The organism is Brachybacterium paraconglomeratum (assembly GCF_003994255.1).
GTDB lineage: Bacteria > Actinomycetota > Actinomycetes > Actinomycetales > Dermabacteraceae > Brachybacterium > Brachybacterium conglomeratum.
The window spans coordinates 322,139-346,841 of the sequence record NZ_ML133851.1 but is presented as its reverse complement, the minus strand read 5'-3'; the positions used below and the strand labels follow the sequence as shown (position 1 = coordinate 346,841).

General features: G+C 73.8%; 20 protein-coding genes. 18 read left to right on the top strand and 2 right to left on the bottom strand.

Annotation, left to right across the window (positions count from 1 at the left end; translation table 11 throughout):
* Window positions 1-52: 52 nt before the first annotated feature.
* The gene (locus DS079_RS01555) at window positions 53-2,320 is read right to left on the bottom strand and encodes a HelD family protein (protein ID WP_126984541.1); all 2,268 of its coding nucleotides are present in this window, start codon (window positions 2,318-2,320) and stop codon (window positions 53-55) included.
* Window positions 2,321-2,473: 153 nt separating this feature from the next.
* On the opposite strand from DS079_RS01555, the gene DS079_RS01550 reads away from it, so the two are divergent.
* Complete coding sequence (locus tag DS079_RS01550) at window positions 2,474-3,451, top strand: proteasome assembly chaperone family protein (protein WP_126984540.1); 978 nt, start codon at window positions 2,474-2,476, stop codon at window positions 3,449-3,451.
* Between the two features lie 271 nt (window positions 3,452-3,722).
* Window positions 3,723-3,926 carry a cold-shock protein gene (locus DS079_RS01545; protein WP_010551414.1) on the top strand — a complete coding sequence of 68 codons (204 nt, stop codon included), beginning with the start codon at window positions 3,723-3,725 and terminating at the stop codon, window positions 3,924-3,926.
* Window positions 3,927-4,103: 177 nt separating this feature from the next.
* On the opposite strand, the gene DS079_RS01540 is transcribed toward DS079_RS01545, so the two are convergent.
* Entirely contained in the window at window positions 4,104-4,937 is an 834-nt protein-coding gene (locus DS079_RS01540; RefSeq protein ID WP_126984539.1) for a spermidine synthase, read from the bottom strand.
* Window positions 4,938-5,147: 210 nt separating this feature from the next.
* Here DS079_RS01540 and DS079_RS01535 point away from each other — a divergent pair, with 210 nt between their 5' ends.
* From DS079_RS01535 to ftsZ, 16 genes are all read left to right on the top strand, one after another.
* The gene (locus tag DS079_RS01535) at window positions 5,148-5,639 is read left to right on the top strand and encodes an SAV_6107 family HEPN domain-containing protein (protein WP_126984538.1); all 492 of its coding nucleotides are present in this window, start codon (window positions 5,148-5,150) and stop codon (window positions 5,637-5,639) included.
* Window positions 5,640-5,685: 46 nt separating this feature from the next.
* Entirely contained in the window at window positions 5,686-6,951 is a 1,266-nt protein-coding gene (dinB, locus tag DS079_RS01530) for a DNA polymerase IV (RefSeq protein WP_126984537.1), read from the top strand.
* Window positions 6,952-7,090: 139 nt separating this feature from the next.
* Window positions 7,091-7,498, top strand: coding sequence for a DUF3040 domain-containing protein (locus DS079_RS01525; protein WP_010551418.1), 408 nt, complete (start codon window positions 7,091-7,093; stop codon window positions 7,496-7,498).
* Between the two features lie 665 nt (window positions 7,499-8,163).
* Window positions 8,164-8,595, top strand: coding sequence for a division/cell wall cluster transcriptional repressor MraZ (mraZ, locus tag DS079_RS01520; RefSeq protein WP_010551419.1), 432 nt, complete (start codon window positions 8,164-8,166; stop codon window positions 8,593-8,595).
* Window positions 8,596-8,781: 186 nt separating this feature from the next.
* The gene (gene rsmH, locus DS079_RS01515) at window positions 8,782-9,780 is read left to right on the top strand and encodes a 16S rRNA (cytosine(1402)-N(4))-methyltransferase RsmH (protein ID WP_126984536.1); all 999 of its coding nucleotides are present in this window, start codon (window positions 8,782-8,784) and stop codon (window positions 9,778-9,780) included.
* Between the two features lies 1 nt (window position 9,781).
* On the top strand, window positions 9,782-10,300 hold the full coding sequence (gene ftsL / locus DS079_RS01510) for a cell division protein FtsL (RefSeq protein ID WP_126984535.1): 519 nt from the start codon (window positions 9,782-9,784) through the stop codon (window positions 10,298-10,300).
* 108 nt (window positions 10,301-10,408) lie between these two features.
* Complete coding sequence (locus DS079_RS01505) at window positions 10,409-12,127, top strand: peptidoglycan D,D-transpeptidase FtsI family protein (protein WP_164736062.1); 1,719 nt, start codon at window positions 10,409-10,411, stop codon at window positions 12,125-12,127.
* Between the two features lie 8 nt (window positions 12,128-12,135).
* Window positions 12,136-13,728, top strand: a complete 1,593-nt coding sequence (locus tag DS079_RS01500) for a UDP-N-acetylmuramoyl-L-alanyl-D-glutamate--2,6-diaminopimelate ligase (protein ID WP_126984534.1) — start codon at window positions 12,136-12,138, stop codon at window positions 13,726-13,728.
* A gap of 2 nt (window positions 13,729-13,730) precedes the next feature.
* Window positions 13,731-15,194 carry a UDP-N-acetylmuramoyl-tripeptide--D-alanyl-D-alanine ligase gene (locus DS079_RS01495; RefSeq protein WP_126984533.1) on the top strand — a complete coding sequence of 488 codons (1,464 nt, stop codon included), beginning with the start codon at window positions 13,731-13,733 and terminating at the stop codon, window positions 15,192-15,194.
* Complete coding sequence (gene mraY / locus DS079_RS01490) at window positions 15,191-16,291, top strand: phospho-N-acetylmuramoyl-pentapeptide-transferase (protein WP_062949268.1); 1,101 nt, start codon at window positions 15,191-15,193, stop codon at window positions 16,289-16,291. Before DS079_RS01495 ends, mraY begins: the two co-directional genes overlap by 4 nt.
* Window positions 16,288-17,805 (top strand): UDP-N-acetylmuramoyl-L-alanine--D-glutamate ligase, encoded by a 1,518-nt coding sequence (gene murD / locus DS079_RS01485; protein WP_126984532.1) that lies wholly within the window; start codon window positions 16,288-16,290, stop codon window positions 17,803-17,805. Before mraY ends, murD begins: the two co-directional genes overlap by 4 nt.
* Window positions 17,802-19,274 carry a putative lipid II flippase FtsW gene (ftsW, locus tag DS079_RS01480; RefSeq protein WP_126984531.1) on the top strand — a complete coding sequence of 491 codons (1,473 nt, stop codon included), beginning with the start codon at window positions 17,802-17,804 and terminating at the stop codon, window positions 19,272-19,274. The genes murD and ftsW overlap by 4 nt, the downstream gene beginning before the upstream one ends.
* The gene (locus DS079_RS01475) at window positions 19,271-20,359 is read left to right on the top strand and encodes a UDP-N-acetylglucosamine--N-acetylmuramyl-(pentapeptide) pyrophosphoryl-undecaprenol N-acetylglucosamine transferase (RefSeq protein WP_126984530.1); all 1,089 of its coding nucleotides are present in this window, start codon (window positions 19,271-19,273) and stop codon (window positions 20,357-20,359) included. The genes ftsW and DS079_RS01475 overlap by 4 nt, the downstream gene beginning before the upstream one ends.
* Window positions 20,360-20,394: 35 nt before the next feature.
* Window positions 20,395-21,903: a UDP-N-acetylmuramate--L-alanine ligase gene (gene murC / locus DS079_RS01470; RefSeq protein ID WP_126984529.1), complete on the top strand. Its 1,509-nt coding sequence runs from the start codon at window positions 20,395-20,397 to the stop codon at window positions 21,901-21,903.
* 431 nt (window positions 21,904-22,334) lie between these two features.
* Window positions 22,335-23,072 (top strand): cell division protein FtsQ/DivIB, encoded by a 738-nt coding sequence (locus DS079_RS17285; RefSeq protein ID WP_241237510.1) that lies wholly within the window; start codon window positions 22,335-22,337, stop codon window positions 23,070-23,072.
* A 297-nt stretch (window positions 23,073-23,369) separates the two neighbouring features.
* Complete coding sequence (gene ftsZ / locus DS079_RS01460) at window positions 23,370-24,683, top strand: cell division protein FtsZ (RefSeq protein WP_126984527.1); 1,314 nt, start codon at window positions 23,370-23,372, stop codon at window positions 24,681-24,683.
* The last annotated feature ends 20 nt before the right edge of the window (window positions 24,684-24,703 follow it).

Genomic DNA, 24,703 nt, shown 5'->3' with positions numbered 1-24,703 from the left:
GCCGCCGATCGCCGTCCCGGGGCCCTGAGGTCCCGGGGCGTCGGCGGAGGGTTCAGCCCGCCATGCCGGCCGGGAGCTCCCGGGAGTGGACCACGCCGAGATGCTGCGTGGAGCGCGACATCGCGACGTAGAGGTCGCCCGCGCCGTGCGCGTCGATCAGCTCCGCCGGCTCCACGATCACCACGATGTCGAACTCAAGGCCCTTCGCGTCCTGCGCCGTCATCACAGCGACCTCGTCGTCGACACCGGCCGAGCCGATGCCGACCGAGGGCACGGACTCGAGGGAGTCGATCGCGGCGGCGAGATCGCGGAGGCGCTCGGCCGCGGCGATGACGGCGATCCGTCCCGGGAGGCGATCGTGCACGCGGCGCACCGCCTCGGCGCTGCGCGCGGTGAGCTCGGCGGGGGAGACCTGCTCGAGCAGCGGGTCCTCCTCGCCGTCCCGGACCGAGCTGACCTCGGTGACCGGCAGCGAGTGGGCCTGGGCCATCGCGACCGCGCGGTCCATGATCCGGCGCGGGGTGCGGTAGTTGACGGTCAGGTGCTCCACCTGGAGCCGGTCCTGGATGTAGGGGGACAGCGCCGCGGTCCAGGAATCGGTGCCGCCGGCGGAGGAGGTCTGCGCGACGTCGCCCACCACGGTGAAGGACTTGGTGGGGGCGCGGCGCATGAGCGCCCGCCAGCTCATCGGGGAGTGCTCCTGCGCCTCGTCGACCACGACATGGCCGTAGGTCCAGGAGCGCTCGGAGGAGGCGCGCTCGGCGAGGGTGCGGCCGTCGCGGATCTGCCCGACCTGATCGGCGAGGTCCTCCGCCCGGACGATGCCGGAGGTGTCGATGTTCTCGATGACCTTGCGGGCGTACTCCACGTCCGCTCGGCGTCGCTCGGCGTCGTCCCTGGCCTTCGCCTCGGCCGGGGCGGCGTCCTCGCCGAGGAGCTCTGCCACCTCGTCCAGCAGCGGCACGTCCTCGACCGTCCAGGGGGAGTCCTTGGGGCGCACCAGCAGGTCGACCCGACCGGCGAGGGAGCGGGGCGCCGCTGCCCGCAGGCGGTCGGGACGTGCGAACAGGATCCGCAGGAAGCCCTGCGGGGTGTAGGGGAGCCAGGCCAGGTTCAGCTGCCGCTTCACCTCGGGGTCGTGGCGGAGGTCGGAGAGCAGGTCCGGTCGGTCCTCCGGCACGATCGTGGAGCCCTGCGCGACGAGCGCGCGCTCGTACGCCTCGACCAGGCGGTCCATCGCCGCGCGGACGAACACGGCGCGGGCCGCGTTGTGGGGCTTGTGCGTGGCGCGGGCCTCGCGCCGGGCGGCGCGGAGCATGTCCCGGGTGAGCACGAGCGGCGTGCCGTCGATCCGCAGCCTCACGTCCTTCTCGGGGACCGCCTGTCGCTGCTTGACCGCGCGGGAGAGCAGCTCCGCCATCGCGGCATCGCCCTTGAGGCGCGCCACGTCGTCGGCGTCGTGGAAGAACGTCTCGACCCCGGGGAACATCTCCCCCGGCGTCATCATCACCACGCCGGACTCGCCGAGGCTGGGCAGGACGCGTTCGATGTAGCGCAGGAACCCGGGAGTGGGCGCCATGATCAGCACGCCCGTGTGCTCGAGCCGTCGGCGGTGGGTGTACAGGAGGTAGGCGGCGCGGTGCAGGGCCACGGCGGTCTTGCCGGTGCCCGGTCCGCCCTGGACCACGAGCACGCCGCGGTTCTCGGAGCGGATGATCCGGTCCTGCTCGGCCTGGATGGTCGCGACGATGTCGCCCATCCGGCCGGTGCGCGTGCCGGAGACGGCGGCGAGCAGCGCCCCCTCGCCCTGGAGTACCACGTCGTGGTCCCCGTCCTCGAGCACGCTCTGGTCCAGCACGTCGTCCTCGAGACCGACGACGGTGCGGCCGCGGCTGATCAGGTGCCGGCGCAGGCGCACGTCGAGGCGCTCGGTGCTGGTCGCGCGGTAGAAGGCGGCGGCGGCCGGGGCGCGCCAGTCCACCAGCAGCTGTTCGCGCTCGGGGGTGAACAGGCCGATCCGGCCGATGTAGTGGCGTGCGGCGTCGTCCATGTCCAGGCGTCCGAAGACGACGCTGCGGGACACGGAGCGCAGCAGGGCGAGGCGGTCCTCGTAGAGGGCCATGAAGGAGTCGCGCTCGGAGCGGTTCTGGTGGGTCGAGGCCTGCTGCGACCCCTGGATCCGGTCGAGGTTCCGCTCGACGTGGGTGATCAGCTCGTCGACCCGGGCGTAGAGGAGATCGGCGTACTCCTGCTCCCGGGCGATCTCCCGAGCGACCTGCTCCTCGGCCTCCCGAGCGACCTGCTCCTCGGTCCCGTCCACTGGTCTGCCCCCTCCGGTCGCTGCTCCACCTGCCGCGCCCTCCCGGGCGGACCCGGGGTCGGCGAGGCACGGTGGTCCATTATGGTGGACCCGCCTGGATGCGTGTGCCATCAGGTCACCGACATCTCCACGGCAGCGAGGGAGGAGAGCCCGATGCGCGATCCCCGAGATCTGTACCGCTTCGAGTCGACCGAGGTCCTCGAGGCCGTGCCCCGTTCCGGACTCACCCTCGTCCACGCCCTGCCCGGCATGGTCGACGCCGGCAACGCCTGCCGCATCGCCGCCGACTACCTCCGCGACGAGCTGCGCCACCTGCGCCTGGTCTCCTTCGAGACCGACGAGCTGCTGGACTACCGCGGCTCCCGCCCCCAGGCCACCTTCGACGGCACCTCCTTCTCCGAGGTCGCGATCCCGGAGATCACCCTCTGGCTGATGTACGACGAGAGCGACCGACCCTTCCTCTTCCTCGACGGTCCGGAGCCGGACCTGCAGTGGAAGCGGCTCGCCGAGGCGCTCATCGACCTCGTGGAGTACTTCGAGGTCGAGCGGGTGGTGGGCATGCAGGCCGTGCCGATGGCGGTCCCGCACACCCGGCCGATCGGCCTGTTCGCGCACTCCAACGATCCCTCGCTGCTGGGCCGGCCCGGCACGCGCCCCACGCCGGCGCCGGGCACCGGCCCCTCCGAGGGGGAGGAGGGCTCCTCCGAGCTCGTGATCCCCGCCGCCTTCAGCTCCCTGCTCGAGAACCGGCTGGGGAGGGCCGGGCATCCGGCGATGGGCTACGCCGCCCAGATCCCGCACTACCTCACCCGCACCGACTTCCCCGCCGGCGCTCTCGCGCTGCTGCGTCGGGTGAGCGAGGCCGCCGAGCTCGACCTCCCGCTCGTGCACCTCGGCGACCTCACCGATGCCGCGACCGTCGCGCTGCAGGGCACCCTCGCCCAGAACGGCGAGGTCCACCAGATCGTCAGCGCCCTCGAGGAGCAGTACGACGCGATGAGCGAGGGGGAGGACCGCTCCCCGCTGGCGACCACGCTGGACCTGCCCACGGCCGAGGAGATCGGGGAGCACTTCGAGCGCTTCCTCGCGGACCACGAGGAGGACCCGGGCGACGGGACGCGGGACGGCTGAGCCCCCTGGGCCGACGCGAGGGAGCCGTCGATCACAGTTCGTTATGTCTTCGTGACCAGGTGTTCGCCATCGACGTGTGAAGCGGGCCACGGTCGTGTCAGAATGGTCGCGTTGCGGTGATGCAGTTCCAGCAGGACAGTCCGTCGACGGTGCCTCCGGCACAGCAGTACGGCACGCACCATTGCGCCACCCGCTCCGGCGGGGGACGGCTTCACGCGGCACCGCGATCGCGTCGTGCGATCGATGATGGACGACACAGAAGGTGACAGGTATGGCACAGGGCTCGGTCAAGTGGTTCAACGCCGAAAAGGGCTACGGATTCATCGAGATCGACGGAGGCGGCGCAGACGTCTTCGTGCATCACAGCAAGATCGACATGGACGGCTACCGCGCCCTCGACGAGGGTCAGCGTGTGGAGTTCGAGGTCAGCCAGGGGGACAAGGGCCCGCAGGCCGAGCAGGTCCGCCCGCTCTGACCACGGAACTCCCGTGAACCCACGGACCGGGCAGGAGCATCGCGCTCCTGCCCGGTCCGTCGTCGTCGGGGGATGATCCGCACGTCCGACGGCGCGGTCGACGGCGCAGCGCCGCGCAGGCCCCCGCGGCGTGCAGCCCTCGCGGTGCGGCCTCGCGCCGGGGCCTGCGCCGACGGGTCAGTCGCCGCCCAGCACCGTCCCGGCCCGGGCCAGGGCGAGCACCCGGTCCTGCCGGGCGAGCCGCACCGAGACCGCATCCGAGCGCAGCGCCCGGTCGATGCCGTCGGGCAGCGGTCGCTGGGAGGCCAGGAGCACGCAGTTCCCGCGGCGCTTGCCGGTCAGATGCGCCGGCTCGGCGATGACGCCGACGTGCGAGAAGACGGCCGAGAGCGTCGCGACCTCGTCGGCCAGCAGCCGCGTCCCGGGAGGTGCGGCGCAGTTGACGAGATAGAGGCCCTCGGGGCGCAGCACCCGCGCCGCATCGCGGACCGCCGCGAGCCCGGTCAGCTCGGGCGGAGTGACGGAGCCGGCGAAGACGTCCCTGACCAGCACGTCGAAGCGGTCCTCCCGCCAGTCCGCGAGTGCAGTGCGCGCATCGTCGACCCGCAGCCGCAGCCGGGGCGAGCGCGGCAGGTCGAACCACTCCCGCACCCGCTCGGCCAGCAGCGCGTCGAGCTCCACCACGATCTGCCGTGCACGGGGGTGGCGGGACGCGACGGCGCGGGGGAGGGAGCAGCCGCCGCCTCCGAGATGGGCGAGCTGTGCGGCGCGCTCCTCGTCGGACTCCTCGAGATGGAGGTCGATCACCTGCAGCATCCAGCGCATGTACTCGAACACCAGGTGCTCCGGATCGGGATGCAGGTGCGAGGAGGGGACGCCGTTGACGTCCAGCAGCACCGAGCCGTCGGTCTCGACCGTGAGCCGCGCGGTGCCGGTGGAGATGGGGATCGCCGTGTCCAGCGGGCCGAGGCTGTCGAAGGGGGCGCGCGGGGCGCGATCACGGCGGGGCATCGCACCACTCTAGGAGACGCCGCCGCGGAGGATCGTGCGGCCCACCTCTCCTCCACACCCCCTGCCCGTCCCCATCCAGGCCGTCGCGGGCGTCGTCCGTCACACCCTCCGCCTAGCGTGCTGGGCACGAGGTCGGGACGATACCGGCCGGCGCCGGACCCCGCGCGACGGGCGGCACCGACGACAGCACCGAGCAGGAGGAGGAGCGCGATGGGCACCACCACGGCACGCAGCGGAGGGCGGCACCCCGAGACGGTCCTGCGCTCGGACGCCCGCTCCCTGAGGCTGCTCCTCGCCCGTCTCGACCAGGACCAGGCCGATCTCGAGCGCGCGCGGCAGCTGCTCCAGCAGGGACGGGAGCTCGCCCCCGTCGCCCCTCGCGAAGCCTTCGAGCTCGTGCACCGCGCCGCGCTCCGCGGCGCCGGGGTGCTCGTCGCCCGCGCGAACCGCGAGCGCCGGCGGGCGCTGCCGCTGAACGTGTGGACCGCGCTGGAGCGGCTGGGAGGGGAGGAGGCCCGGCGTGCGGAGACGCTCGGCCCCCTGGTCGCCGAGCGCACCCGGCTGGACCGGGACGCCTCGGCGCTGCCGGAGCCCGAGCTGCTCGCCCAGCACCTGGAGGGGACCGCGGCCCATCTCGACCGCGTCGCCGAGAAGCTCCTCGAGGGCCTGCCCGTCCCGCTCGCGGAGCTGTCCCAGGGCTGAGCGTCCCCGCACCCACCCGGTACAGTCCTCGGCGAGGGAGGTGGCGATGGGAATGGGCGCGAGCGCCGACCGCACGGCGGACGGACCGGAGGAGATCCCCGGGATCCTCCACCTGGACATGGACGCCTTCTTCGCCTCCATCGAGGTGCGCGACGACCCGTCGCTGCGCGGCCTGCCCGTCGTCGTCGGAGGCGCCGGCGCTCGGGGAGTCGTCGCCGCGGCGAGCTATCCCGCCCGCGCCCGCGGCATCCGCTCGGCGATGCCCATGGCGAGCGCCCGCCGCCTCGCCCCCGACCTCGTGATCGTCCCTCCCCGGATCGCGCACTACCGCGAGGTCTCCTCCCAGGTCATGGGGATCCTCGGGGACGTGGTGGCGGACATCGAGCAGATCAGCGTCGACGAGGCCTTCCTCGACGTGCGCGGTGCGCGACGGCTCTTCGGCGAGCCCGTCGAGATCGCCGACCTGCTGCGGCGACGCATCCGTGAGGAGCTCGCGCTGCCCAGCTCGGTGGGCGGCTCGGTCTCCCGGGCCGTCGCGAAGATCGCCTCCGCCCGGGCGAAGCCCGACGGGATGCTGATCGTCCCCGCCGACCGGACGGCCGAGTTCCTCGCCCCCCTGCCCGTCGGCGCGATCTCCGGCGTCGGCCCCAAGGCCCAGGCGGCCCTCGAACGGCTCGGCGTGCGCACCATCGGACAGCTGCGGGAGGTCCCCACCAGCACCCTCGCCCGTGCGCTCGGCCCGCGCACCCCCGAGATCCTCGCGCTCGCCGACGGCAGCGACCGCACCGGGCTCGGCCACCGCACGAAGGACCGGTCGCTCGGCACGGAGCGGACCTGGGACGAGGACCTCACCGACCCCGCTGAGGTGCGGCGGCGCATCACGATGATGGCCGACGAGGTCTCCCGGCAGCTGCGCCGCTCGGGCTTCGTCTCCCGCACCGTCGTGCTCAAGCTCCGCGCCCCCGACGGCACGACGCTCTCCCGCTCCTCCACCTTCGACCAGCCCACCGCGAGCGGCGAACGACTGAGGGAGCACGTGGTCGCGCTCTGGGAGAGGGAGCGCCCGACGATGCGCAGGGTGCGGCTCGCCGGGGTCCGCGCGACCCAGCTCGAGCCCGCCGCCGGGGTGTCCCTGCAGTCGGAGCTCAGCGCGAGGCCGGCGGGCTGGACCGATCTGGAGGCCGCGATGGACCGTGCCCGCGACCGCTTCGGCAGCGCGAGCCTGAGCAGGGGGTCCACCCTCGAGCCGGGGCGTGCCGAGGCACCGCCGACGGAGTCGCCCGCGCCGGGGGAGTCTTCGGCGGGACGGTGAGCGGAGGCGCCTCGCACAGATGGTTCCCATAACTCAGGAAGACGCTCTAAACTGGATGAACCGCCGACGGGGCTGTTGGCCTCCGGCGGGTGCACCGGGCGCCGCAGGGCGCGAGAGGACGGGGACAAGGAGCGGGACCATGCCGCTGTCTGAACACGAGCAGAAGATGCTCGACGAGATGGAGCGTCAGCTCTTCGCCGACGATCCGCGCCTCGCACGTGCCTTCGCGCCCAAGGCGCCGCCGCGACGCAACGGTCGCCGCATCCTGATCGGCCTCGGAGCCGTCGTGCTGGGCCTCGCCCTGCTCGTCCTGGCCGTGGCCCTTCCCGCGATCTGGCTCGGCGTGATCGCCTTCATCGGCATGGTGGCCGGTGCGGTCTACGCCATCACCGGCCCCAGCGGCACCTCCTCCGGCACCGGCAGCTCGGGAGGCGGTCCCGGCGGCGGTCAGGGGCCGACGGCTCCCGGCACCGGCGACGGCGGCAGCTTCATGCGCAAGATGGAGGAGCGCTGGGAGAAGCGCGCGGGGGACGACCCGCGCCTCTGACGGTCCGGCTCCGGGCCGCGGTCGCCCCGCCCCTCCGCACCGTCCTGCGGCACCCCACGGTCCGCCCCGGATCCCCCGAAGCCCCGGCTCCTCGAGCCGGGGCTTCGTCGTGCCCGGGATCGGCGCCGCCGCCGCTCCGTCGACCGCGCGGACGGTCCCCACCTCGCTCCACAGCCCTGTCGCGAGGTGCCCCGGCTGTCCGCCCGGTCGGCCCCCACCTCGCTCCACCGCGCTGTCGCGGTGAGACCCGGCCCGGCCGCCCGGTCGATCCCCACCCTGCTCCCCGGCGCTCCCGCGGCCCCGTCCCCACCCCGCTCCCGGCGACTCCCCACATCGCTCCACCGGCGTCCTCCACCTCCCTCCACCCGGGGTCCCGGGGCGCCCGCCCCGAAGGCTTCGGCTCGCTGACCTGGGCAGATGTCGTGGAGCGGCGGGGGAGGGGCGTGCTGTCGGCCGGGATCCGGCGCCCCGCAGCGCCCTCGCACCACGCCCGGACGCGAGATTCCCCCACCTCGCTCCACCCTCCTGACCTGCAGTGACCCAACACTCGTGCCCCGATTTCCCCGTTCCTGTGGTCATGGGTGGGGGGTAGTGGGGTAAAGTGGAGCGCGTTGGGAGGAGATGGAGATCTGATCGCGAGTCACGGCGACTGAAGGAGGCTGCGGATGTTCCTCGGCACCTTCACGCCCAAGCTCGACGAGAAGAGCCGACTGATCTTCCCCGCCAAGTTCCGCGACGAGCTCGCCTCGGGACTGGTCATGACTCGTGGACAGGAGCACTGCATCGCCGTGTACCCGCTCATGGAGTTCCGCCAGAAGCTCGAGGAGGCCCGTCGGGCGCCCACGACCGACCGACGCACCCGCGACTACCTGCGAGTGCTGATGTCCGGTGCGGAGGACGTCATCCCGGACAAGCAGGGCCGCATCACCATCCCGAGCCATCTGCGCACCTACGCGGGGCTGGATCGGGAGTGCGCCGTCATCGGCGCGCTCGACCGCCTCGAGATCTGGTCGCTCCCGGCCTGGGAGACCTACCTCGAGCAGAAGGAGGAGGGCTTCGCCGAGACCTCCGAGGAGGTGATCCCCGGCCTGTTCTGAGCCCGGCCACGAGGACATCCGTCCTGTGAGACCTCTCGTCGTTCCCGCCCCGACGCAACTTCCCCGGTGGCGGGTCGGGAACGACGGGGAATCTGACAGGACGGCAGCGCCCAGGGGGCGCCGGCCGGCATCCGGACCGAGACCGCAGCACATCGCACGAGAGCACGACCCGAGGGGAGGGGCGAGATGGACGACACCACGCACGGCGACCTGCCGGCCGAGCAGAGGCACCTTCCGGTCCTGCTCGAGACCTCGGTCCAGCTGCTCGCCCCGGCGCTGCAGGAACCCGGGTCGGTCCACATCGACGCGACCCTCGGCATGGGCGGCCACGCCGCCGCCGTGCTGCACGCCGCCCCGAAGGCCCGGCTGGTCGGCATCGACCGCGACCCGCAGGCGCTCGCGCTGGCCCGGGAGCGCCTGGACCGCGAGGGCGTCGGCGACCGCGCCACCCTCGTCCACGCCACCTACGACGAGATCCCCGAGGTCCTCGCCGAGCTCGAGCTGCCCGGCGCCCACGGCGTGATGATGGACCTGGGGCTCTCCAGCTTCCAGATCGACACCGCGGAGCGAGGCTTCTCCTACTCCGTCGATGCGCCGCTGGACATGCGCATGGACGCCACCTCCGACGGCCCCACCGCCGCGGACCTGCTGCGCGAGCTGCCCGAGGCCGAGATCGCCCGCATCCTCCACGACCTCGGCGACGAGCGCTTCGCCCGCCGGATCGCCCGCCGCATCGTCGAGCAGCGCGAGACCGCGCCGCTGGTCCGCTCCGGCGAGCTCGTCGAGCTGCTGGAGAAGGCGATCCCCGCTGCCTCGAAGGCCAGCGGGGGCCACCCCGCCAAGCGCACCTTCCAGGCCCTGCGCATCGCCGTCAACGAGGAGCTCGAGATCCTCGCCTCCGCGATCGAGGCGGCGCTGGACTGCCTCCACGTCGGCGGCCGCATCGTCGTGGAGTCCTACCACTCCGGCGAGGACCGTCTCGTCAAGACGGCCTTCGCCCGCCGCACCCGTTCCTCGGCCCCGCCCGGACTCCCGGTCGAGCTCGAGGAGCACAAGCCCACCTTCACCCCGCTCGTCCGGGGCGCGCTCCAGGCCGACGAGGACGAACGGAGTGGCAATACCCGTGCCGCGTCCGTCCGACTGCGAGCATTGACCCGTACCCGTTCCGCCGAGAGAGCACACTGAGATGGCCAGCACGTCCGCCGTTCATGCGCCCGCGATCCGCCCTGCTCGCGGAGCGCGCACCGCCCAGACCTCCCGGCCCCGCCTCACCGTCGTCTCCACGCCGAAGACGGGCGGCAGCTCGATGCCGTTCGCGCTGCTGTGCACGCTCATCGTCACCGCGACGCTCGCCGCGCTGCTGTTCATGAACATCCAGATGTCCGACGCGAGCTACGAGATCACCCGGCTCCAGGGCCAGTCGCAGCGGCTGACCGAGGAGAGCCAGGGCCTCCAGGAGACCAACGAGCGCCTCGGCACCCCGCAGGAGCTCGAGCGCCAGGCGCGCGAGATCGGGATGGTCCCGGTGTCGGATCCGGCATATATCGACCTCGACACGGGCCAGATCATCGGCGAGACGGCCCCGGCGGAGCAGACTGAGGGGACGCCGGAGCTGGCGGACGTGCCCGCCGAGGTGGCGGTCCCGCCGGCGCAGATCTACGACGAGCCCACCGAGTACCACGGCATGGGCAACGAAGGGGCCTGACACATGTCGCCATCGCGCAGGAACGGTCGGTCCAGCACCTCCCGCTCCGCGGGAGGTGCTGGTCGTCCACGCCCCGGAGGCGGCGCGATCCGGCTCCCGCGGGCCCGCGTGGGGGACCCCTCCACCCGTCATCGCCTCCTGATCAGCCTGGTCCTGGTCGCCGTGCTCGCCCTCTCCGGCCGCCTGGTCTGGGTGCAGGGCCTGGACGCGAGCGCCCGGGCCGAGGAGGCGATCGCCCAGCGCACCGTCACCCGGTCGATCCCCGCGCTGCGCGGCGACATCACCGACCGCAACGGCACCGTGCTGGCCAGCTCCGTGCAGCGCTACGACCTCTGGGTCAACCAGACACAGGTCGACGACTACCTCGCGAACTCGAAGACCGCCGAGGTCACCGGCGTGGAGGCCGCGGCGCAGGAGCTCGCGCCGGTGCTCGGCTGGAGCGTGAGCGAGACCGAGGAGGCGCTGACCGGCGAGGCCGGCTTCGCCTACCTCCGCAAGAACGTGGAGCCCGCCGTGCGGGACGCCGCGATCGCCCTGGGCATCCCCGGCATCGGAGCCGACCCGGTCGCCGACCGGATCTACCCCGCCGGCTCCGTGGCGGGCAACGTGCTCGGGTTCGTCGGCGCCGACGGCACGGCCCTGGCCGGCACCGAGCTCTCCTTCGACGACGAGCTCGCCGGCGCCGACGGCAAGACCACCTACGAGCGCGGCGCCCAGGGGCAGATCATCCCCACCGGCAAGCAGGAGACGACCCCTGCGGTCGACGGCAGCGACGTGGTGCTCACCCTGGACCGCGACCTGCAGTGGAAGGCGCAGCAGGTGATCGCCAGCTCCGTCGAGCAGTGGGGCGCCACCGGCGGCAGTGCCGTGGCCTACAACGCCCGCACCGGCGAGGTGCTGGCCCTGGCGGAGTCCCCGACCTACGACCCGAACTCGCCGGGCGACGCCGATGCCGAGGACCTCGGCAACCGCGCGATCTCGAGCGTCTTCGAACCGGGCTCCACCGGCAAGCTCTTCACCATCGCCGCCGCGATCGAGGAGGGCACCGTCACGCCCGAGTCCCAGTACGACATCCCCTACGAGAAGTACTTCGAGGGCGAGCGCATCAAGGACTCCCACAGCCACCCCGACCAGCGGCTCACCCTCGCCGGCGTGCTGAAGAACAGCTCCAACGTCGGCACCGTGCAGATCTCCGAGACGCTCACCCCCGAGGTGCGCCACGACTACCTCCTCGCCTTCGGGCTGGGGGAGAAGACCGGCGTGGAGCTGCCCGGCGAGTCCGCCGGCATCGTCCACCCCGCCTCGGACTGGACCGGCCGCACCCGCTACACCACCTCCTTCGGCCAGGGCTACAGCGTCAACGCCCTCCAGATGGTCTCCGCCGTCGGCACCTTCGCCAACGACGGCGTGCGCGTCCAGCCCTCGCTGATCTCCGGCGTCAAGGAGGCCGACGGCTCGGTGCGCCCCCTCGGCGAGCCCGAGAGCACCCGTGTCGTCTCGAGCGAGACCGCGGCCACCATGCAGGCGCTGATGGACAACGCCGTGGACGACGAGACCTCGAGCGCCGCGGTGAGCGGCTACGCGGTCGCCGGCAAGACCGGCACCGCCCAGGTCCCCGACGGCACCTACACCGCCTCCTTCATCGGCTTCGCCCCCGCGGACGACCCCGAGATCGTCATCGGCGTCTTCCTCTTCGGCCTGGACACCTTCATCTCAGGCTCCAAGGCCGCCGCCCCCGCCTTCTCCGAGCTGACCACCTTCACGCTCCAGAACCAGGGCATCGCCCCGACGGGCGTGCCCGCCCGTCAGCTCGAGAACGAGTGGTGAGGACACCCATGAGCGAGACCCCTGTGCCCCAGCACGAGCCTGCCCGCCCGCGCCGCCCCCGCGGCGCGAGCGTCGCCGAGCTCGCCTCCGCCCTGGGCGCCGCGCCGCACGACCCCGGTGATGACGCCCTGCACCTGACCGGCGTCACCCTCGACTCCCGCGCCGTGAAGCCCGGCGATCTCTGGAGCGCGCTGCCCGGCCAGGTCACCCACGGCGCCCGGTTCGCCGCCCAGGCCGTCGAGCGGGGCGCCGCCCTCGCCCTGACCGACGAGGACGGCAGCGCGCTCTGCGCCGAGGCGGGCCTGCCCGCCCTCGTCGTCCCCGACCCCCGTGCGGCCACCGCGACCGCCGCCGCCCTGGTCCAGGGCCGGCCCGCGGAGCGCCTCGCGACCGTCGGCGTGACCGGCACCAACGGCAAGACCTCGATCACCACCGCGATCACCCGCACCCTGCTCGCCCTCGGCGTCCCCGCCGGGGTGATCGGCACCAGCGGCACCAGCTACCGCGACGCCCGCGGCGCGGACCACACGGTGGCGACCGTGCGCACCACCCCCGAGGCGCCCGAGCTGCACGGCATCCTCGCCCGCATGGCCGAGGACGAGGTCGCCGTCGCCTCGATGGAGGTCTCCAGCCACGCGCTCGTCCTCCACCGCGCCGACGAGGTGGTCTTCGACGTCGCCTGCTTCACCAACCTCACCCAGGACCACCTCGACTTCCACGGCACGATGGAGGAGTACTACAGGGCCAAGCGCCTGCTGTTCACCCCCGAGCACGCCCGGCGCGGGATCGTCTGCGTGGACGACGAGTGGGGCCGCCGCCTCGCCCGCGAGGCGACGATCCCCGTCACCACCTACGCGACCCTGCCCGGCGTCGAGGCGGACCATCGCGCCGTCGCCGCGCACTCCGAGGGCTACGGCAGCACCGTCACCGTGCACGGCCCCGACGGGGAGCGCACCCTGCACGCCGCGCTGCCCGGCCGTCACTACGTCGCCAACACCCTCGCCGCCGAGCTGCTGCTCGCCGCGATCGGGCGCTCCGGCCCGGAGGTCGTGGAGGCCCTCGCGACCGAGGGCACCGTCCCCGGCCGGATGGAGCTCGTCGCCGACGACGGCGTGCGCGGGATCGTGGACTACTCCCACACCGCCGACGCCCTCGAACAGGCCCTGACCACCCTGCGCGCCGTGCCCGGCACGCGCCGCCTCGTGGTCGTCATGGGCGCCGGCGGCGACCGCGACCGCACCAAGCGGCCCCGGATGGGCGAGGTCGCCGCCCGCCTTGCCGACGTGGTCATTGTCACGGACGACAACCCCCGCACCGAGGACCCCGCGAGCATCCGCGACGAGGTCCTCGCGGGCATCCCCGAGGACACGAACGCGCAGGTCCACGAGGTGGATGGGCGCGGCGCCGCGATCGAGCTGGCCGTCTCCCTGGCCGACGTGTCCGACACCATCCTGGTGGCGGGCAAGGGAGCCGAGACGGGCCAGCAGATCGGGGGTATCGTCCATCCGTTCGACGACCGCCTCCGGCTGCGCGACGCGCTGCACACGGCACGGTCGACGCCCCGACGGGTCGATGCCGACGACATGGACGAAGGACGCTGAGCATGCTCCAGATCACGACACGGGAGATCGCCGAGATCACCGGCGGGACCCTCGTGGGCGGCGCGACCGGTGACGAGACCGTCACCGGCACCGCACGCATCGACTCCCGCGAGGCGGCACCCGGCGACCTGTTCGCCGCCTTCCCCGGCGAGCACGTCGACGGCCACGACTACCTCGAGGCCGCCCGCACCGCCGGCGCCGCCGCCGCGCTCGTCACCGAGGACCGCGGCGTGCCCGCCGTCCAGGTCGCCGACGTGCGCACCGCCCTGTCCGATCTCGCCCGCGCCCAGCTCGAGCGCGCCCGCACCGAGAACCCCGAGCTCGTCGTCCTCGCCGTCACCGGCAGCGCCGGCAAGACCGGCACCAAGGACCTGCTCGGCACGATCCTCACCCCCGCCGGGGAGACCATCGCCCCCGCCGGCACGTTCAACAACGAGCTCGGCCTGCCGCTGACCGTGCTGCGCCTGACCGCGTCCACCCGCTTCCTCGTGCTGGAGATGGGTGCGCGCGGCATCGGCCACATCGCCCAGCTCACCGCCATCGCACGCCCCGACATCTCGCTCGTCCTGAACGTCGGCTCCGCCCATCTCGGCGAGTTCGGCAGCGTCGAGGCGATCGCGACGGCCAAGGGCGAGCTGGTCGAGGCGCTCGCCCCCGGAGGCCGCGCGATCCTGAACGTCGAGGACCGGCTCGTCGCCGGGATGGCCGAGCGCTCCGCCGCCCCGGTCCTCACCTGGGGCTTCCACGAGGGGACGGTGCGCGGCACCGACCTCACCCTGGACGACCGCGCCCGCATCGGCTTCGACCTCGTCGTCCCCGACGGGCTGACCGCCCTCGACGGCACCCCGATCCCCTCCGGCACCTTCCCCGTCCGCCCCGACCTGCTCGGCGAGCACCAGGCCGCGAACGTGCTGGCGGCCCTCACCGGGGCGCTGGCCGCGGGCGTCGACCCCGCGGCGGCGGCCGCCTCGCTCGAGGGGGCGACGCTCGCCTCCGGCCATCGCATGGAGGTCCTCGAGGCGGGCGGCGCGCTCGTCATCAACGACGCCTACAACGCCAACCCCGACTCGATGAGGCACGCGCTGAAGACCCTCGCGCACCTCGGCCGCACCCGCCGCACCATCGCGGTGCTCGGCGAGATGCTCGAGCTCGGCCCGGACGCGGCACTGCTGCACGACGAGATCGGCCGCCTGGCGGTGCGGCTGAACATCTCCCAGCTCTACGTCGTCGGCGACGGCGCGGCACCGATCCATCACGGGGCGAGCCTCGAGGGCAGCTTCGGCGGTGAGTCCGAGTACGTCGACACCGTGGACGAGGCGCTCGCTGTGCTAGAACGGACCGTGCGTCCCGGTGACGCGGTGCTGCTGAAGTCCTCCCGCGACGCGGGCCTGCGCTGGCTCGCCCAGCCGCTCGTGGAGGCGCTCGACCGGCACGCCGGGACCGACCAGACGGGAGACGATGCATGATCGCGATCATCATCGCGGGGGCGCTCGCCCTGGCCATGTCCATCTTCGGGACGCCGCTGTTCATCAAGGTGCTCGAGCGTCGCGGCTACGGACAGTTCGTCCGCGACGACGGCCCCACCTCCCACGCGACCAAGCGCGGCACGCCCACCATGGGCGGCGTCGCGATCATCCTGGCGGTGGTCCTGGCCTACTTCCTCACCCACCTCGTGCTGTGGACCTCGCCGAGCGTCTCCGTGGTGCTGGTGCTCTTCCTGATGGTGGGCCTCGGCGTCGTCGGCTTCCTCGACGACTACCTCAAGATCTCCCAGCAGGACTCCACGGGCCTGCGCCCCCGCTACAAGCTGGTGGGCCAGTTCCTGGTCGCGACCGGCTTCGCCGTGATGGCGCTGCTGTTCCCCGACGAGAACGGCAACGCTCCCGCCTCCACGCACATCTCCTTCGTCCGCGACATCCCCTGGCTCGACCTCGCCTTCCTCGGCTCGGTCGTCGGCTTCCTGCTGTTCGCGATCTGGGCGAACTTCCTGGTCGCCGCCTGGTCCAACGGCGTGAACCTCACCGACGGCCTCGACGGCCTCGCCAGCGGCGCGACCATCCTGTTCACCGCCGCCTACCTGATCATCAGCTTCTGGCAGTGGCGGCAGGTGTGCAGCGTCGACCTCGACGCCGGGGGACTGGTGCACTGCTACGACACCCGCGACCCGCTGGACATCGCGGTGCTGTGCGCGGCGATCATCGGCGCCTGCGTCGGCTTCCTGTGGTGGAACACCTCGCCCGCGAAGATCTTCATGGGCGACACCGGCTCCCTCGCCCTCGGCGGCGCGATCGCCGGCCTGACCATCGTCACCCGCACCGAGATCCTCGGCGCGATCATCGGCGGCCTCTTCGTGGTCATCTCCCTGTCCGTGATCATCCAGGTGACGAGCTTCAAGCTGACCGGCAAGCGCGTGTTCCGGATGGCGCCCCTGCAGCACCACTTCGAGCTCAAGGGCTGGAACGAGGTCACCATCGTGGTCCGCTTCTGGATCGTCGCCGGGATCCTCGCCGGCGTGGGCCTGGGCCTGTTCTACCTCGACGCCCTGCCGAGGCTCGCCTCATGACCGCCCCGGCGGGCGGCGCCCCCTCCCTCCCCGCCGAGGAGCGCCCCTGGCCGGGGATGGACGTGGCCGGGCTGCGGATCCTCGTCACCGGCTTCGGCGTCTCCGGCTACGCGATCGCCGACCAGACCATGCAGCGCGGCGCCCGCGTGCTCGTCGTCGACGGGGCGGACACCCCCGAGATCCGCGAGCGCGCCCGGATCCTCGAGGTGCTCGGGGCGGAGTTCCGCCTCGGCGCCGAGCACACCCGCGCCCTGCCCGAGGACCGCGAGATCGACCTCGTCGTCACCTCGCCCGGCTGGCGCCCCGACCAGCCCCTGCTCGCCGCCGCGGCCGCCCGCGGCATCCCCGTGTGGAGCGAGGTCGAGCTCGCCCGCCGCATGCAGGCCGCCGACGGCCCCGCCTGGCTCGGCATCACCGGCACCAACGGCAAGACCACGACCGTCACCATGCTCGAGTCGATCCTGCGCGCCGCGGGCCTGCGCGCCGTCGCCTGCGGGAACGTGGGACTGCCCGTGATCGAGGCGGCCCTGGACCCCGAGGGCTTCGACGTGCTCGCACTGGAGCTGTCCAGCTTCCAGCTGCACTGGACCGAGCACCTGGACTGCGAGGCCGCGGTGGTGCTGAACGTGAGCGCCGACCACCTCGACTGGCACGGCGGCGCCGAGGAGTACGCCCGCGCCAAGGGACGCATCTTCGAGGGCGTCCGCACCGCCTGCGTCTACAACACCGCTGATGAGACCACCCTGCACCTGGTCGAGGAAGCGGACGTCGTCGAGGGCGCCCGCGCCGTCGGCATCTCGCTGGGCGCCCCGGGCCTGTCCGAGCTCGGGATCATCGACGGCATCCTCGTCGACCGCGCCTTCCACCCCGAGCGCCGCAGCTCCGCCGCCGAGCTCGCCACCCTCGCCGACCTCGCGCACCTGGGTCCCCAGGGCGCCGGCCCGCACGTGCTCCTGGACGCCCTCGCCGCGGCCGCGCTCGCCCGCGCGCACGGCGTCCCGGCCCATGCCGTCCGCGACGGGCTGCGCGCCTACCGCATGGGTGCCCATCGCGCCCAGCACCTCGCCACCGTCGACGGCATCGGGTTCGTCGACGACACCAAGGCCACCAACCCCGCCGCCGCCGCGGCCTCCCTCCAGGCGGCCGAGCGCGTGGTCTGGATCGCCGGCGGCGACGTCAAGGGCGCCGATCTCGGCCCACTCGTCGCCGCCGCCGCAGACCGCCTGGTCGGCGTCGTGCTGCTGGGCCTGGACCCCGTGCCCTTCACCGAGGCGCTCAGCCGACACGCCCCCGAGGTCCCCGTCCGGCGCATCGATCCGGGCGAGACTGACGACGTCGCCGCGCGCACCCGGCTGATGGAGGACGCGGTGCAGGCCGCCCGCTCCCTCGCCGCCGCAGGGGACGTGGTGCTGCTGGCCCCGGCCGCCGCCTCCATCGACCAGTTCCGTGACTACGCGGAACGGGGGGATCTGTTCGCCGCGGCCGTGACCCGACTGCCAGGAGAGCACGCATGACGATGGAGGACACCCGGCGCGACGCACGTCGCAGCACCGACTCCCGCGCGTCCGCCTCCGGCACCCGTCCCGCGGACCGCTCCACCTCCGTCGTCCGCCCCGACGAGGACCAGCCCCTGGGGAACATCTCCGGCCGCGTCCGCGAGGGCGTCGGCAGCTGGCTGCGCTCGCCGGCGCTGGACTTCTACGCCCTGATCGTCGTCGGCGCGATGCTGGTCGGCATCGGCCTGGTGATGGTGCTGTCGTCCTCCGCGGTCCTGAACATCTCCCGCGGCAACTCCGGCTACGCCGGCCTGGTCCGCCAAGGGACCTTCGCCGGGATGGGGCTCGTGCTGCTGATCATCGCCGCGATGCTGCCTCCGGGCTTCTACCGGCGCGCCGCCTGGCCGCTGCTGGGCCTCGGACTGATGCTGCAGTGCCTCGTCTTCGTCCCCGGCCTGGGCGTGGCGGTGGACGGCAACCAGAACTGGATCATGATCGGCGGTCAGACGCTGCAGCCCTCGGAGTTCCTCAAGCTCGCGCTCGCCGTGTGGCTCGGGGCCCTGCTGTCGATCAAACGACCGCTGCTCCACCGACCCGCGCATCTGCTGTTCCCGCTGGCGCCCGGCGCCCTCCTGGCACTCGGTCTCGTGATGCTCGGGCATGACCTCGGGACCATGATGATCATGGCCATGCTGGTCGCCGGAGCGATGTGGGTGGCCGGCATCCCGCGCCGGTGGTTCGCCCTCGCCGGCGCCGCAGGGGTCATCGGCATCATCTTCCTCACGGTCACCAGCGCCAACCGCATGGCTCGCATCACGAACTGGATCCACGGGATCTGCGAGGGCGACTCCTGCTATCAGTCGGACCAGGGCCTGATGGGCCTGGCCGAGGGCGGCTGGTGGGGCGTCGGGCTCGGGGAGTCGCGGCAGAAGTGGGGACGTCTGCCCGCCGCCCAGGACGACTACATCTTCGCGATCATCGGCGAGGAGCTCGGCCTGATCGGCACCCTCGGCGTGCTCGCGCTGTTCACCGTGCTCGCCCTGATCATGTTCCGCATGATCACTCGGCTCGAGGATCACTTCATGCAGATCACCGTCGCCGGCATCAGCGCCTGGCTGCTCGGCCAGGCCGTCGTGAACATGATGGTGGTCACCGGTCTGCTGCCCGTGATCGGCGTGCCCCTGCCGTTCATCTCCTCGGGCGGGTCGGCCCTGCTCGCCTCGATGACCGCGCTCGGCCTGCTGCTCTCCTTCGCCCGGCGCGAGCCCGGCGCGCAGGAGGCGATCAGCGCCCGCTTCGGTTCGGTGCGCCGCTCCGTCAGCGTCCAGCCCGCCCCGCGCGACAGCGCCCCCGCCGCCCGCCCCGCGAAGGCCGGACGCCGTGGGAAGGCCGGTCGCGCCGCGAAGGCCGGGCGCTCCTCGCGCTCTGGACGCTCCGCCTCGCGCCGCCGCCGCGGCGCCTCCAGCCCCTCCCGGAGGACCCGATGACCCCTACCCCGCCCCGCATCCTCCTGGCCGGCGGCGGCAGCGCCGGACACGTCTCCCCGCTGCTGGCCACCGCCGCGCAGATCCGCCGCCGCAGCCCCGAGTCCGAGATCATCGTGCTCGGCACCGCCCAGGGGCTCGAAACGGACCTCGTCCCGGCCGCCGGGCTCGAGCTCGTCACCATCGAGAAGGTCCCCTTCCCGCGCCGTCCGAACGGGGCGGCGCTGCGCTTCCCCGGGCGCTTCGCCGGCACGCTGAAGGCCGTGCGCACCCTCTTGCGCGAGCGACGGATCGACGTGGTCGCCGGCTACGGCGGCTACGTCTGCCCGCCCGCCTATCTCGCCGCGGCCGCCCAGCGCCTGCCCGTCGTGATCCACGAGGCGAACCGTCGCCCGGGGCTCGCCAACCGCCTCGGCGCCCGCCGCGCCGCCGCCGTGCTCACCGCCTTCGGCGGCTCCACCCTCCCCGGTGCCCGCCGCATCGGCATGCCCATGCGCGAGGGGATCGCCCATCTCGACCGCGCCGCCCGCCGCGCGGAGGCCGTCGCCGGCTACGGGCTGGACCCGTCCCGCCCCGTGCTGCTGGCCACCGGCGGGTCCCTCGGCGCCCAGCGTCTGAACGCCGCCGTCGGCGAGGCCGCCGAGGCTTTCACCGCCGCCGGCGCGCAGATCCTCCACATCACCGGCCGCGGCAAGGCCGACGGGCTCGTCGAGAGGGACGGCTACCGGGTGCTGGAGTACGTCTCCGCCATGGAGGACGCCTATGCGGCCTCCGACCTCGCGCTCACCCGCTCCGGCGCCGGCACCGTCAGCGAGCTCACCGCCGTCGGGCTGCCCGCCGTGCTGGTCCCGCTCCCGATCGGCAACGGCGAGCAGGCGCTGAACGGGGAGGAGGTCGTCGCCGCCGGCGGCGCGCTGATGGTCCCCGACGCCGAGCTCGACGCGCAGCACCTGCGCAGCGAGGTGCTGCCGCTGCTGCTGGACGACCAGCGGCGCGGCGCGATGGCCGAGGCCGCCCGCGCCTTCGGCATCACGGACGCGGCCGAGGTGATGGCCGACGTCGTGATCGGCGTCGCACGCCGAGCCTGACCCGGCAGCGCCGAGCGCCCGGATACCGTGACCCCATGACTCCCGCCTCCCCTCACGGCCCCGCACCCCGCACGATCCTGCGCCCCGGCGACGTGATCACCCGGCCGGACTGGCCGACGGGGGAGAGCATCCGCTCGGTGCACGTGGTGCGGATCGGCGGAGCCGGCATGAGCGCCGTGGCGCGCCTCGCCCTCGAGGCCGGGCTCGCCGTGAGCGGGTCGGACTCCCAGGACGGCCAGTTCATCGCTCCGCTGCGCGAGGCCGGCGCCCGGATCGGGATCGGTTTCGACGCCGCGCTGCTCGCCGAGGACTGCGACCTCGTCATCGTCTCGACCGCCGTGCGCGACGACAACCCCGAGGTCGCCGCCGCCCGGGAGCGCGGCATCCCTGTCATCCACCGCGCCGCGGCGCTGGCGGGCCTGCTCGGGGAGCGGGACCTGATCGCCGTCGCCGGCACCCACGGCAAGACCACCACCACCGGCATGGCCGTCGCCGCACTGCGCGGCGCCGGGCAGGACCCGGCCTGGGCGCTCGGCGCGGCCGTGCCCGATCTGGGCCGCAACGCCGGCTTCGGGGAGCAGCCCGGCGGCAGCGGCCCGGACAGCCCCGCCGTCGTGGAGGCCGACGAGTCCGACGGCTCCTTCCTCGCCTTCGCCCCGCGCTCGATCGTCGTCACCAACCTCGAGCCCGACCACCTCGACTTCCACGGCGACGCCGAGACCCTGACCGCCGCCTTCGACGCGCTCGTGGACCGGCTGCGACCCGGCGGCACCCTCGTCGTCTGCGAGGACGATCCCGGTGCCGCCGCGCTCGGCGAACGGGCCCGGGTCCGGGGCGTCGCCGTCCAGGGCTACGGCACCGCAGAGGGCACTGCGTGGACGCTGCGCGCCGAGCGCAGCGGGGCCCGCGGCGCCGAGGTCGAGCTCGAGGGGCCGGACGGCCCGCTGACCCTGTCCCTCGCCGTCACCGGGCACCACAACGTCCTGAACGCCGTCGGCGCCCTCGCCGCGGCCGCCGCCGCGGACCCGTCCCTGGACCCGGCCCGCCTCGCCGCAGGCCTGGGCACTTTCACCGGCGCCTCCCGCCGCTTCGACGTGGCGGGCACCGCCGGGGGAGTGACCGTCGTGGACGACTACGCCCACCACCCCCGCGAGGTCGCCGCGACCCTGGACGCCGCCCGCGGGATCGTCGAGGCGCAGGAGACGCCGGGCCGCGTCCTCGCCGTCTTCCAGCCCCACCTCTTCTCCCGCACCCGCGACTTCGCCGCGGACTTCGCCGCCGTGCTCGAGGCCGCGGACCTCGCCTGGGTGATGCCCGTCTACGGCGCCCGCGAGGACCCCGACCCCGCCACCACCGCCCGGACCATCACCGCCCACGCGGGCGAGGCCGTGATCCCCCTCGACGCCGACGCGCAGGTCCTCGACCTGGTCCCGGCCGCGGCCCGCCCCGGCGACATGCTGCTGATGCTGGGCGCCGGCGACATCGTCGAGACGACCCCGGCGCTGCTCGCCGCGCTCGAGGCGGACTCCCGGGACCGCGCCTGATGGCACGCCGCCCCACCACGCCCCGACCGCGCCCCGGCACGGTCCGCCCGACGCCGCCCGCGGAGCGCCCCGAGCAGTCCGCCGAACGGCGCCCCGCCCGCGAGGTCCGTCCCCGCCCCACGGGAGGGGCCGGCTCCGGCGGGGGCCCGTCGCGGACCGCACGGTCGGGCCGCCCCCCGCAGTCGGGTCGCACCCCGCAGTCGGGCGGCGCCGCGCAGCCGGGCCGCGCCGCGCCGACCGGCCGGAGCGCCGCTCCGGCGGCGTCGGCCCGCAGCGCACACTCGGCCCCCTCCGCTCACTCGGCGGCCTCGCCGTCCCCGGCGCCGGGCGCACCCCGGGGCCGGGGCCACAGCCTCGGACGACCCGCCGTCGCGCCCGAGGCTCCGCTCGCCCCGCCCCGCACGCAGGAGGAGGAGTCGGGAGGCGGCCGCGTGGTCCAGGCCGCGGACCGCTTCCGCGAGCTCGTCGCGGGACGCCCGTGGCGCCGGCGTCGGCGCGCGATCATCGCCGGCACCCTCGTGACCCTGCTCGTGCTCGTCGCCGCCCTCGCCACCGCCGTGATGCTCCCGGCCCTGCAGGTCCGCGACATCACCGTCGAGGGGACCGGGTACGTCGCCGAGGAGGACGTGCGCGAGGCCGTCGCCTCCTACAGCGGCGACAGCGTGCTGCTGCTCCCCACCGACGAGATCGCCGACCGGGCCGCCGAGGTTCCGGGCGTCGCCTCCGCCGAGGTCGACCGGGCCTGGCCCGACGGCATGACCGTCACCGTCACCGAGGCCGCCCCGGTCGCGCAGCTCACCCGCGCCGACGGCAGCACCGCCGTGGTCGACGCCGCGGGGGAGGAGCTGCCCGCCGCGGCCGCCGAGGCCGCGACCCTGGTGCCGATGACCGTCCAGGGCGGCGCCGCCGACCCCGAGGGCGCGGCCGCGACCATGAGCGAGGTGCTCGCCTCCCTGCCCGATCCGCTGCGCGGCGCGGTCCGGGAGGTCTCCGCCTCCAGCACCAGCGACGTCACCCTCGTCCTCACCCTCGAGGAGGGCGGCACCAAGACGGTCGTCTGGGGCGATGCGCATGATGCGGAGCTCAAGGCCGAGGTGGTGCAGGCACTGCTGGGCCGGCCCGGCACGACCATCGACGTCTCCTCCCCGGTCGCCCCCGTCACGCGCTGACCTCCTCCGCTGCGACGCCGGCCCCCGTGCGCCGGGAGCGGGACGGGGACGGGCGGGCGGACACCCCGCAGTCCGACGGATCGGGCGGACCGGACGGTGACATTGGCCCGGCTCGCGCCCGACACGCGCCCTCGGTGTTTGCGTGCGCGTGCACTCCTCCTTAGCGTCGAGAGAAAGGAGAGGCGCCCCGAAGTCCGAACCTCAAGTAGAGGTCCAGGGTTGAGGAGCGGTCGCGACCAGGCGCGATCCAGGCGCTTCTCCAGGAAGACCAACAAGAGCCAAGAGCAAGGACCAAACGTGGCCGGAACCCAGATCTCCCTCGCAGTCATCAAGGTCGTCGGCGTCGGCGGCGGAGGTGTCAACGCCGTCAACCGCATGATCGAGTCCGGGCTCAAGGGCGTCGAGTTCATCGCGATCAACACCGACGCCCAGGCGCTCCTCATGTCCGACGCCGACGTCAAGCTCGACGTCGGCAAGGAGATCACCCGTGGTCTCGGCGCCGGCGCCGACCCCGAGGTGGGCAAGAAGGCCGCCGAGGACCACGCCGAGGAGATCGAGGAGGTCCTGCGCGGGGCCGACATGGTCTTCGTGACCGCCGGCGAGGGCGGCGGCACCGGCACGGGCGGCGCGCCCGTCGTCGCGAAGATCGCCCGCAGCCTCGGCGCCCTGACCATCGGCGTGGTCACCCGCCCCTTCACCTTCGAGGGCCGCCGCCGCTCGACCCAGGCCGAGTCCGGCATCGCCGCGCTCCAGGCCGAGGTCGACACCCTCATCGTGATCCCCAACGACCGCCTGCTCTCCATCGCGGACAAGCAGGTCTCGATGCTCGACGCCTTCAAGAGCGCGGACCAGGTCCTGCTCTCCGGCGTCCAGGGCATCACGGACCTGATCACCACCCCGGGCCTGATCAACCTCGACTTCGCGGACGTGAAGTCCGTGATGCAGGGCGCGGGCAGCGCCCTGATGGGCATCGGCTCCGCCCGCGGCGACGACCGCGCGCTGCAGGCCGCGGAGCTCGCGGTCTCCAGCCCGCTGCTCGAGGCCTCGATCGACGGCGCCTACGGCGTGCTGCTCTCCATCCAGGGCGGCAGCGACCTGGGCCTGTACGAGGTCTCCGAGGCCGCGCGCCTCGTCCAGGAGGCCGCGCACCCGGATGCGAACATCATCTTCGGCTCCGTCATCGACGACGCCCTCGGCGACGAGGTCCGCGTGACCGTGATCGCCGCGGGCTTCGAGGGCGGCGGTCCCCAGCCGCGCCAGGACCTCACCCCGCAGCAGCGCCCCGCCGCCCGTACCGAGCAGCCCGCCCAGCGCCCTGCGGTGCAGCAGCGGCCCGCCTCCTCCGAGCAGCGCCCCGGCCAGGGCACCGGCGCGACCGCCGCCTCCCCGGGCGCCTGGGGCCTGCCGCAGCAGGCCTTCTCCCCGTCGCGGCCCAGCGCCCCCGAGCCCGAGACCGAGGCGCTGGACGCCGCGGACGTCGAGGACGCGGGCCAGCAGCAGAACGTCGCCCCGCAGCCGGCGCCCCAGGCCCCCGAGCCCACCCGCCCGCCGCACATCGAGGAGCCCCCGGCGGACGACGACGACCTCGACCTGCCGTCCTTCCTGAAGTGACGAGCCCCCTCAGGGCACGG